The organism is Streptomyces sp. P17, assembly GCF_032436805.1.
In the GTDB taxonomy this organism is placed as follows: domain Bacteria; phylum Actinomycetota; class Actinomycetes; order Streptomycetales; family Streptomycetaceae; genus Streptomyces.
This window is the reverse complement of sequence record NZ_JAVRBF010000118.1, coordinates 1-9,969: the sequence shown is the minus strand read 5'-3', so window position 1 is coordinate 9,969 and position 9,969 is coordinate 1. Positions and strand designations below refer to the sequence as shown.

The window sequence follows — 9,969 nt, the reverse complement described above, 5'->3', positions numbered from 1 at the left end:
CCTTCGTCCGGCACGCCGAGGGCACGCACCGAACACCGCGGGCACCGCACAGGACTTTCAAAACACCCCCTAGGCGCGACGCCCGCCACGGGCACTCTGTCCCACATCCGGCGTCGCATCAGCGCTGCGGGGATCGACATCAGCCACTTCCCCGGCATCGACCGGACCGACCTGGACCTGCCCTTCACCACCGGAGAACTCAAGGCAGCCGCAGCAGGGGCGACCAGCGTACGCGGCGTGGCGCGGGCTCTGGGTGTACCGGACGACAGCCGCTCGCGTGCAACCCTGAGCCGCCTGCTGCGCAACCAGCACATCGACACCGGGCACTTCTCCCATCAACGCGCATCGATCCCCGAGGGCAGGCTCCGCGACCTGGTGCCACACTCCACGAGCTACGCCGACGTGATGCGCGGCATGGGTCTGGACGTGAACGACACCAATCACCGGCGCGTGCGCCGCGCGGCAGCTCGGCTCGGTTTGGACACAAGCCACTTCACGCGCCGAACCTGGGCCCGACCGGATCGCCCCGTCCCCCAGCCCATCTCTCACCGAGTACTGACCGTCCTGCCTCCGGACGCGGGCCGGACCAACAGATCTCAGCTTCACCGAGCCCTGGCCGAAGTCGGCGCGCCATACGCATGCGAGACCTGCGGCAACAAGGGCGAGTGGCTGGGGCAGCCGATCACACTACAGATCGATCACACCAACGGAGACTGGCGCGACAATCGGCGGGAGAACCTGCGGTCCCTGTGCCCCAACTGTCATGCGCTGACGGAGACATGGTGTCGCCAGAAGGCGAGGGGCACCCCTCGTCGCGCAGCTGGCTCGCCCCGTACACTGGACGTCACCGGTCGAGCATGATGTCCGTTTTGGGGCGGTCGTGGCGAAATAGGCGATACGCGCGGGTTTTAGGTGCCCGTGGGAGAAATCCCGTGTGGGTTCGAGTCCCACCGGCCGCACATGCGCAGAGGGGCCGCCCGAAGGGGACGGCCCCTCTCTCACGCCTCAGCCCAACAGCTCCCGAACCACCGGCACCAGCGCCCGGAACGCCTTCCCGCGATGGCTGATCGCGTTCTTCTCATCGGGGGTCAGTTCCGCGCAGGTTCGGGACTCGCCGTCCGGCTGGAGGATCGGGTCGTAGCCGAAGCCGTTCGTGCCGACCGGGGTGTGGCGCAGTAGGCCTCGGAGGTGGCCCTCGACCACTCGCTCCCGGCCGTCCGGCAGGGCGAGTGCTGCCGCGCAGGCGAAGTGGGCGCCGCGGTGTTCGTCGGCGATGTCCGACAGTTGGGCCAGCAGCAGGTCCAGGTTCGCGCGATCGTCCCCGTGCTTCCCCGCCCAGCGGGCCGAGAAGATGCCCGGGGCGCCGTTCAGGACGTCCACGCAGAGGCCCGAGTCGTCGGCCACCGCGGGCAGGCCCGTGGCCTGGGCCAGGGCGTGGGCCTTGAGGAGGGCGTTCTCGGCGAACGTCACTCCGGTTTCCTTGACGTCCGGGATGCCCGGGAACGCGTCCGCGCCGACCAGGTCATGGCTCAGACCTGCGTCGGCGAGGATCGCTTTCAGCTCGGTGATCTTTCCGGCGTTGCGCGTGGCGAGGATCAGGCGGGTCATGCCCCCAGTATCAGGGTGTGCAGACCTTGGTGAGTTCGCCGGCCGCGTCGGTGACCGGGGTGAGGTCGGGGGTCTCGTCGCCGTTCTTGATGGCCGTACGGACGTTGTCGACCGCGGCGGAGAGGTCGTCGACCGCCTTGCTGACGTCGGCGTTGCCGGTCTTGTCGCCGACCTCGCCGAGGTTCTTGTCGATGGAGTCGAGGGACTCGTCGATCTGCGTCGGGTCGTTCGCCGCGCCCTCCACCGCCTGCTGGAGTTCGGTCACGCTGTCGGCGACGGCCTCGGCGGTCTGGACGCAGTCCAGCGCCTTGCTGACGGCGTCGCAGCCGGTGGTGAGTCCGGCGGTCAGCCCTACTGCGGCCACTGCGGCGACAATGGCGATACGGCTCCGACGGCGTCGGCTCGCGCCCATGCTGGTGTCCCTCCCGTGCTCAGGCCTGCGGCAGGCCCCCGTGCCTGGCCGGGCGTACGACGGTGTGTCGTACGCCCGTACCCCTACTGACGCGGGGGCGGTCGGCGTGGTTGCCCGTGCCGGACGCCTGGCTTGGTGCGTCCTTTACTTTTCGAGGACGGTATCAAGGGCCTTGCGCTGGAGGACAGCGAGTTCGGTGCAGCCCGAAACCGCCAGGTCCAGCAGGAAGTTCAGTTCGTCGCGGGCGAAGGGCTCGGCCTCCGCCGTGCCCTGGACCTCGACGAAGCGGCCGTCGCCGGTACAGACGACGTTCATGTCGGTCTCGGCCTTCACGTCCTCCTCGTAGCAGAGGTCGAGGAGCGGGACTGCGCCGACGATGCCGACCGAGACCGCGGACACGGTTCCGGTGAGGGGCCGGCGGCCGGGCTTGATCAGCTTCTTGCCCTGGGCCCAGGCGATGGCGTCCGCGAGTGCCACGTACGCGCCGGTGATGGCCGCCGTACGCGTGCCGCCGTCGGCCTGCAGTACGTCGCAGTCCAGGACGATCGTGTTCTCGCCGAGCGCCTTGTAGTCGATGACCGCGCGCAGGGATCGGCCGATGAGGCGGCTGATCTCGTGCGTACGGCCGCCGATCTTGCCCCGGACGGACTCGCGGTCGCCGCGGGTGTTGGTGGCGCGGGGCAGCATGGCGTACTCCGCGGTGACCCAGCCCTCGCCGCTGCCCTTGCGCCAGCGCGGGACGCCTTCGGTGAAGGAGGCGGTGCACAGAACCTTCGTGTCGCCGAAGGAGACGAGGACGGAGCCCTCTGCGTGCTTGCTCCAGGCGCGTTCGATGGTGACCGGGCGGAGCTGTTCGGGGGTGCGGCCGTCGATGCGTGACATGGCGATGAGCCTAGCCGGACATGTGGAAGGGGCCCCTCCCCCGGTGGGAAGGGACCCCTTCAGGTGAGGCCGGGGCAAGGAGTGCCCGGCCTCACATCATGTCTTCGATCTCCGCCGCGATCGGGTCGGCGTCGGTGCCGATGACGACCTGGATCGCCGTGCCCATCTTGACGACGCCGTGGGCGCCGGCCGCCTTCAGGGCCGCCTCGTCGACGAGGGCGGCGTCGCTGACCTCGGTGCGCAGGCGCGTGATGCAGCCCTCGACCTCCTCGATGTTGTCGATGCCGCCGAGCCCGGCGACGATCTTCTCTGCCTTGGTGGCCATTTCGGTCTCCTCACGCACAGTTGGCCCAACTTTTCGAGCGATTGCGCCGTACGTACCGAAAGATGACGTCACAGCTACCCAATCGTCGATAACTGGTCTACACCACCTGACAGGCGGTCGCCAACTGATGAACGCCCCCTCCGAGACCTCTCCAGCACGTCGGCGGTGGCAGTCGGCGTTCCAGGGCCTGCAGAAGATGGGCCGCAGTCTTCAGCTCCCGATCGCCGTCCTGCCGGCCGCCGGTATCCTCAACCGGCTCGGCCAGCCTGATGTGTTCGGCGACGAAGGGCTCGGCTGGGACAACGTCGCCAAGGTGATGAACGGGGCGGGCGGGGCGCTGCTCGACGGCCAGCTGGGCCTGCCGATGCTGTTCTGTGTCGGTGTCGCGATCGGCATGGCGAAGAAGGCGGACGGCTCGACCGCGCTGGCGGCGGTGGCGGGCTTCCTCGTCTACTTCAATGTGCTGCGCCAGTTTCCCGAGGACTGCCCGGAGGGGACGAGGGAACTCGACGTCGGCTGCCAGACGGCGGAAGGCGCGGTGTCGGCCTTCACCTACCAGAACCCGGGGGTCTTCGGCGGCATCGTCATCGGCCTGCTGACGGCCTTCTTCTGGGCCCGCTACCACCGCACCAAGCTGGTGGACTGGCTCGGCTTCTTCAACGGCCGCCGCCTTGTGCCGATCATCATGGCCTTCGTCGCCATCGCCTTCGCGGCGCTGTGTCTGTGGATCTGGCAGCCGGTCGGTGACGCGCTGGAGAACTTCAGCGACTGGCTGAGCGACGCGGGCTCCTGGGGTGCGGGCATCTTCGGCATCGCCAACCGGGCATTGCTGGTGATCGGCCTGCACCAGTTCCTGAACGTGCCCATCTGGTTCCAGTTCGGCACCTACACCACGCCGGACGGCGAGGTGGTGCACGGCGACATCAACATGTTCCTGGCGGGCGACCCCGGCGCGGGTCAGTTCACCTCGGGCTTCTTCCCGATCATGATGTTCGCGCTGCCGGCCGCCGCCCTCGCCATCACGCACTGCGCCAAGCCGCACCGCCGCAAGGAGGTCGGCGGCCTGATGCTCTCGGTCGCGCTGACGTCGTTCGTCACGGGTATCACCGAGCCGATCGAGTACTCGTTCCTGTTCATCGCGCCGCTGCTGTACGCGGTGCACGCGGTGCTGACGGGTGTGTCGATGGCGGTGACGTGGGGGCTCGGGGTGCACGACGGCTTCAGCTTCTCCGCCGGTCTCATCGACTACATCATCAACTGGAACCTGGCGACCAAGCCGTGGGCGATCATTCCGATCGGGCTTGCCTTCGCAGTCGTGTATTACGTGATCTTCCGGTTCGCGATCACGAGATTCGATCTCAAGACGCCGGGCAGGGAGCCGGAGGAGGAACACGAGGACGTCACCAAGGCGTGATCACGCGCCCCGAACAACGGTTGCACAACCCGCGGTTCCGGTAACGGAATCGCGGGTTCCTTATGCGCCCTTCATCGTGCTACAACAGGTCTACACCACTGAGTGGTGTAGACCACCACCCGATGGAGGAAGTCTATGAGCACCGCCACCGCATCGGCGGCCCCCACGAAGAAGTGGGGATCCGGCCTGTTCCAGGGCCTGCAGAAGGTCGGCCGCAGCCTCCAGCTGCCGATCGCCGTACTGCCGGCGGCGGGCATCCTGCTGCGCCTCGGCCAGGACGACGTGTTCGGCAAGGACGGCCTCGGCTGGAACAAGGTCGCGTCGGTCTTCGCCACCGCGGGCGACGCCGTCTTCGCCAACCTGCCGCTGCTGTTCTGTGTCGGCATCGCCATCGGCTTCGCCAAGAAGGCCGACGGCTCGACCGCACTGGCGGCGCTGGTCGGCTTCCTGGTCTACAAGAACGTGCTGACCGCGTTCCCGATCACCGAAGCAAAGGTCACCAAGGGTGCGGACGTCGCCGCCACCTACAACGACCCCAAGGTCTTCGGCGGCATCATCATGGGCCTCATAGCCGCCGTCACCTGGCAGCGCTTCCACCGCACCAAGCTCCCCGACTGGCTGGGCTTCTTCAACGGCCGTCGGCTCGTCCCGATCCTGATGGCCTTCATCGGCACCATCGTCGGTGTCTTCTTCGGCCTGGCCTGGGAGCCCGTCGGTGAGGTCATCACCAACTTCGGCGAGTGGATGACCGGTCTCGGCGCAGCGGGTGCGGGCATCTTCGGCGCGATCAACCGCGCGCTGCTCCCGGTCGGCATGCACCAGTTCGTCAACACCGTGGCCTGGCAGGAGATCGGTTCCTTCAAGGACCCGGCCGGTGCCGTCTGGCACGGCGACCTGCCGCGCTTCTTCCACGGCGACCCGACCGCGGGCCAGTTCATGACCGGCTTCTTCCCGATCATGATGTTCGCCCTCCCGGCCGCCGCCCTGGCGATCACGCACACGGCCCGCCCCGAGCGCCGCAAGGCCGTCGGCGGCATGATGATGTCGCTCGCGCTGACCTCGTTCGTCACCGGCATCACCGAGCCGATCGAGTTCGCCTTCATGTTCATCGCGCCGCTGCTCTACGTCATCCACGCGGTGCTGACCGCGCTCTCGATGGCCGTCACCTGGGCCATGGGCGTGCACCACGGCTTCAGCTTCTCGGCCGGCGCGATCGACTACTTCCTCAACTGGAATCTGGCCACCAAGCCCTGGATGATCATCCCGATCGGACTGGTCTTCGCCGTGATCTACTACGTCGTCTTCCGCTTCGCGATCACCAGGTTCAACCTCACCACCCCGGGCCGCGAGCCCGAGGAGGAGGTCGAGGACCTCACCAAGGCGTGAGCCGAGGTCTGAACGACGGCGAGGCCCCCCGGAACCGTTCCGGGGGGCCTCGTCATGTCGTGCGGGTCTCAGATCTCGTACGTCTGCCTCGGCGCCGCCAGCTCCACCGGACCGTCGTAGACCGCGCGGGCGTCCGCCAGGTTGACCTGGGCGTCGGTCCACGGGGGGATGTGGGTCAGGACCAGGCGGCGGGCGCCCGCGCGGGCCGCCGTCTCGCCTGCCTCGCGGCCGTTGAGGTGCAGGTCGGGGATGTTCTCCTTGCCGTGCGTGAAGGCCGCCTCGCACAGGAACAGATCGGTGTCGCGGGCGAGTTCGTCGAGCGTCGGGGTGACGCCGGTGTCGCCGGAGTACGTCAGGGACCTCCCGCCGTGCTCGACGCGGATGCCGTACGCCTCCACCGGATGGGCCACGCGCTCCGTGTGCACCGTGAACGGGCCGATCTCGAAGGTGGACGGCTTGACGGTGTGGAAGTCGAAGACCTCGCTCATCGAGGAGGCCGAGGGGGTGTCGGCGTAGGCCGTGGTCAGCCGGTGCTCCGTGCCCTCGGGTCCGTAGACCGGGATCGGGTCGCAGCGGCCGCCGTCGTGGCGGTAGTAGCGTGCGACGAAGTACGCGCACATGTCGATGCAGTGGTCGGCGTGCAGATGGCTCAGGAAGATCGCGTCGAGGTCGTAGAGACCGCAGTGGCGCTGCAGCTCGCCAAGGGCGCCGTTGCCCATGTCGAGGAGCAGCCGGAAGCCGTCGGCCTCGACGAGGTAGCTCGAACAGGCCGATTCCGCGGACGGGAACGACCCCGAGCAGCCGACGACGGTGAGCTTCATGAAGCAGAAACCTCCGCTGGCGGGAAATCCGGATAGGGGGCGACGGGGGTCGTGCGGTTCGTCGAGCGTAAGGCGCAAAACGTCCGGTCGCTCCTCCGCCAAGGGCTGTTGTGGGCGAACTCACCTGTGCGGCGCTGCCCTGCGGGCTAGCTGGCGCTCAGCCGTTCGACCAAGATCCGAGGGCACATCGAGGGCACATCACGCTGCCTCGGCCAGGAACTCCTCGACCGCCTCGCGGGTGTCCTCGTCCTCGTCGGGGAACAGATGCGCGTAGATCGCCATCGCCACGATCACGGTGTCACCCAGCCGCGCGGCCACGGTCTTCGGCCCTTTACCGTGCTTGATCAAGACGCTCGCGTACGTGTGCCTTAGGGCGTGCAGCCGAGTGCCCTTGGGGAGCCCGGCCGCTTTGACCGCCGGACGCCAGACGGTGTCGGCGAAGTGGTCCGCGTTGACGGGGCCGGCGAAGACGAAGTCGTCCTGCTCCGCCGGGTACGCCTTCAGGTGAGCGGCGAGGGCATCGATCACGCTCTGCGGTACGGGCACCGTGCGGTACGAATGCTTCGTCTTGGGCGGACACACGACCACGCCGGGGTAGGCCCGCTGCACCTGCTGCTCGACCTTCACCGTGCGACGGAGGAAGTCGATGTGCCGCACTTGGAGGCCGAAGAGCTCTCCGGCCCGCAGTCCGCTTCCGGCCGCGAGGATGACCAGCGCCCGGTACCGGGCCGGCATGGCGTGGGCGAGCTTATGTACCTCCGCTGAGGTAAGTGGCGTGATCTCGGCGTGAGGGACCTCCACAGCTTTCAGTCCGGCGCAGGGCGACACCGGTATAAGCCGGTCGCGCACGGCCGCGTTGAACACGGCGGAGACCTTCTGCTGAGCTTTCCTGGCGGTGCGGGGTGCCAGACCGTTCACCCTGACCAGGCCGGTCAACCATGCTTGCAGCTCACCTTGCCGGATCGATGCCAGCCGGCGGTCGCCGAACGTCGGGTAGACGTACAGCCGTAGGACGGTCTCGACGTCGCGCGCAGTGGTCGCCCGATGTGGCTGCGCCTTGCGCCACTGCTCGGCGAACTCGCGGAACGTGATCCGCAACTCGCTGGGATGGACATACTGGCCCTTGTCCAGGTCCGTTGCGATCTCGGCCGCCCTGCGCTCCGCCTGGGACTTGGTGGTGAAGTTCTCCTTCGCCTGGTTACGGCCCGGGTCGCGGTACCGGACCTGCCAGCGCATGCCCTTGCCGTGATCGGCGTTGGGCACGACCGTCTTCGTCTTGGTGCTGTGCTCCTTGCAGGACTGGGAACCCTTGTCCGGCCGGGACAGGGTACTGGTGGGCCGTCGGCGAGGTGCCTGCTGAGCAGGCCCTTTTCCCACGGCCCCCAGCCCGAACGACGCATGCGACTTTCACCGCACGTCGCTCTCCAGTGACTACTCCGTGAGTGCTGGGACGGGTTTCCTTCCGTGGATGTCCGCGTGGCAACTCCCGCACACCACAAGGGTTTTGCGGTGTCGAGCGGCCATGAGATCTGCCCACGGAGGCCGGTTTCCAGATCGTCCGAGATCGGCGAGCTTGGCGACGTGGTGGACTTCCACTGCGTCGACGCGTCCGCATGACTCGCACCGCCCGGCGAGGAGCCGGGTGACCAGTTCCTTGCGTTTGGTGTTGACCGGGGCCAGCCGACGGTCGGTGATGACCGTCTTCTTGTTCTGTCTCAGCGGGATCCCGCCGAACCGTCCGACCAGCGGCTTCCTGCCGGTGCGTTCGACGCGAGCCTCGAAGCACTTGCGGAGCCCGTGCGGCGTGTCGATGGTGGCCGCGTATTTGCGAGCCATCTTCGACACCGACGAGCGGTGCTTGTTGGCGAGCGTCATCAGCATCGAGGTCTCCATGACCCATTGCAGCCGGGCGAGTCGGAAGACGTCGCCGGCCATCAGGTAGTACTGGACGATGCCGCGGTACTCGGACCCGTAGGTGCTGATGATGACGTGATCGTCCTGGTTCAGCAGGTCGGGCCGACGCGCGGGTTTGCCGCGCATCTTGTACTGGGCTTGCTTGGCAGATACCACCGAACGGGGGACACGCAGACCGATGGTCCCATTGACAGAGCGCCGTCTGCCGGAGATCTTGCGGTCGTTGTGGTGCACGGTGATGTCGTAGCCGAGGAACCTCGCCGCCCCGGTTCGGGCTTGCGCGCCGTGATCGACGAGCTGTACGACGCCGCCCAGATCGCCGGCCTGCCGGACGACGAGATCGACCGGACCCTCCGCGAAGCCCTCCGTGACGGCATCGGGAGGGCGTCATGAGCCGGGAGAGGCTGAAGGCGGAGTTCGAGCCCGCCACCGGCAAGGACGTGTCCGCACTCTCGGTCGATGCGTCGCCCGGGGGCGGCCATGGCCCGTGCTCTCCGACAATGCGTACTACGGCCTCCCGGGCCGCATCGTGAGGGAACTGGAGCCGCACACTGAGGCCGACCCTGCGGCGCTGCTGTTCACCCTGTACGCCGGCGCCGGAGCGATGATCGGTCGTGGCCCGCACATGCGTGCAGGTGGTGTCGAGCACGGGGCCCGGCTCTGGGTGCTCGTCGTCGGCAAGACCGCAGGCGGCATGAAGGGAACCTCGGCAGGCGAGATCCGCCGCCTGCTCGTGGCCGCAGGCGCGGCGGGCCTGTTCGGCACCGAGAACTTCGTCAACGGGCTCTCCAGCGCCGAAGGACTCATCCACTGCGTGCGCGATGGCGTCGGACGTGACCCAGACGAAAAGGGCTTCGACGAGGGCGTTCCGGATAAGCGTCTCCTCGTCACCGAGTCCGAGTTCGCCGCGGTGCTCGCCCAGGGCAAGCGCGAGGGCAACACGCTCCTTCCGATGCTGCGGCAGGCGTGGGACGGCGGCACCTTGCAAACCTTGACGGTGAACAAGCGGACGGCGACCGATCCACACATCGTGGTTGTCGGGCACATCACGCCGACCGAGCTGCGAGTCAAGTTGTCGGAGTCGGAGCGTGCCTCGGGCACCGCCAATCGATTCCTGCCCGTGCTCTCTAAGAGCCCGTGAACAAACTGATCATTTCCGGTGTTTGGCGTCCTTCGTGCCCGCCAGGCGCCGTGACATCAGCATGAT

At 67.7% G+C, this 9,969-nt stretch carries 11 protein-coding genes and 1 tRNA gene; 5 read left to right on the top strand and 7 right to left on the bottom strand.

Annotated features, from left to right (window positions below):
• The coding region (locus RMT89_RS38920) for a hypothetical protein (protein ID WP_315888486.1) at positions 1-861 on the top strand (861 nt) is incomplete at its 5' end.
• Positions 862-874: 13 nt separating this feature from the next.
• Positions 875-959: transfer RNA gene (locus tag RMT89_RS38915), tRNA-Leu, on the top strand.
• Between the two features lie 46 nt (positions 960-1,005).
• Here RMT89_RS38915 and rdgB read toward each other — a convergent pair.
• From rdgB to RMT89_RS38895, 4 genes are all read right to left on the bottom strand, one after another.
• Positions 1,006-1,608 (bottom strand): RdgB/HAM1 family non-canonical purine NTP pyrophosphatase, encoded by a 603-nt coding sequence (rdgB, locus tag RMT89_RS38910; RefSeq protein WP_315888485.1) that lies wholly within the window; start codon positions 1,606-1,608, stop codon positions 1,006-1,008.
• A gap of 10 nt (positions 1,609-1,618) precedes the next feature.
• Positions 1,619-2,020, bottom strand: a complete 402-nt coding sequence (locus tag RMT89_RS38905; protein ID WP_315888484.1) for a hypothetical protein — start codon at positions 2,018-2,020, stop codon at positions 1,619-1,621.
• 144 nt (positions 2,021-2,164) lie between these two features.
• Positions 2,165-2,902, bottom strand: coding sequence for a ribonuclease PH (gene rph, locus RMT89_RS38900; protein ID WP_315888483.1), 738 nt, complete (start codon positions 2,900-2,902; stop codon positions 2,165-2,167).
• A gap of 91 nt (positions 2,903-2,993) precedes the next feature.
• Positions 2,994-3,227: a PTS glucose/sucrose transporter subunit IIB gene (locus RMT89_RS38895; protein WP_315888482.1), complete on the bottom strand. Its 234-nt coding sequence runs from the start codon at positions 3,225-3,227 to the stop codon at positions 2,994-2,996.
• Between the two features lie 127 nt (positions 3,228-3,354).
• Between RMT89_RS38895 and RMT89_RS38890 the strand changes: the two genes are divergently transcribed.
• Both RMT89_RS38890 and RMT89_RS38885 read left to right on the top strand, forming a co-directional pair.
• Positions 3,355-4,641, top strand: a complete 1,287-nt coding sequence (locus RMT89_RS38890; protein WP_315888481.1) for a PTS transporter subunit EIIC — start codon at positions 3,355-3,357, stop codon at positions 4,639-4,641.
• Between the two features lie 135 nt (positions 4,642-4,776).
• The gene (locus RMT89_RS38885) at positions 4,777-6,027 is read left to right on the top strand and encodes a PTS transporter subunit EIIC (RefSeq protein ID WP_315888480.1); all 1,251 of its coding nucleotides are present in this window, start codon (positions 4,777-4,779) and stop codon (positions 6,025-6,027) included.
• Between the two features lie 68 nt (positions 6,028-6,095).
• On the opposite strand, the gene RMT89_RS38880 is transcribed toward RMT89_RS38885, so the two are convergent.
• From RMT89_RS38880 to RMT89_RS38870, 3 genes are all read right to left on the bottom strand, one after another.
• Positions 6,096-6,848, bottom strand: coding sequence for an MBL fold metallo-hydrolase (locus RMT89_RS38880; RefSeq protein ID WP_315888479.1), 753 nt, complete (start codon positions 6,846-6,848; stop codon positions 6,096-6,098).
• A gap of 198 nt (positions 6,849-7,046) precedes the next feature.
• Positions 7,047-8,111, bottom strand: coding sequence for a site-specific integrase (locus RMT89_RS38875; protein WP_315888478.1), 1,065 nt, complete (start codon positions 8,109-8,111; stop codon positions 7,047-7,049).
• Positions 8,112-8,279: 168 nt separating this feature from the next.
• Complete coding sequence (locus RMT89_RS38870) at positions 8,280-8,918, bottom strand: group II intron reverse transcriptase/maturase (RefSeq protein ID WP_399498766.1); 639 nt, start codon at positions 8,916-8,918, stop codon at positions 8,280-8,282.
• A gap of 331 nt (positions 8,919-9,249) precedes the next feature.
• Between RMT89_RS38870 and RMT89_RS38865 the strand changes: the two genes are divergently transcribed.
• The gene (locus RMT89_RS38865) at positions 9,250-9,903 is read left to right on the top strand and encodes a hypothetical protein (protein ID WP_315888477.1); all 654 of its coding nucleotides are present in this window, start codon (positions 9,250-9,252) and stop codon (positions 9,901-9,903) included.
• The last annotated feature ends 66 nt before the right edge of the window (positions 9,904-9,969 follow it).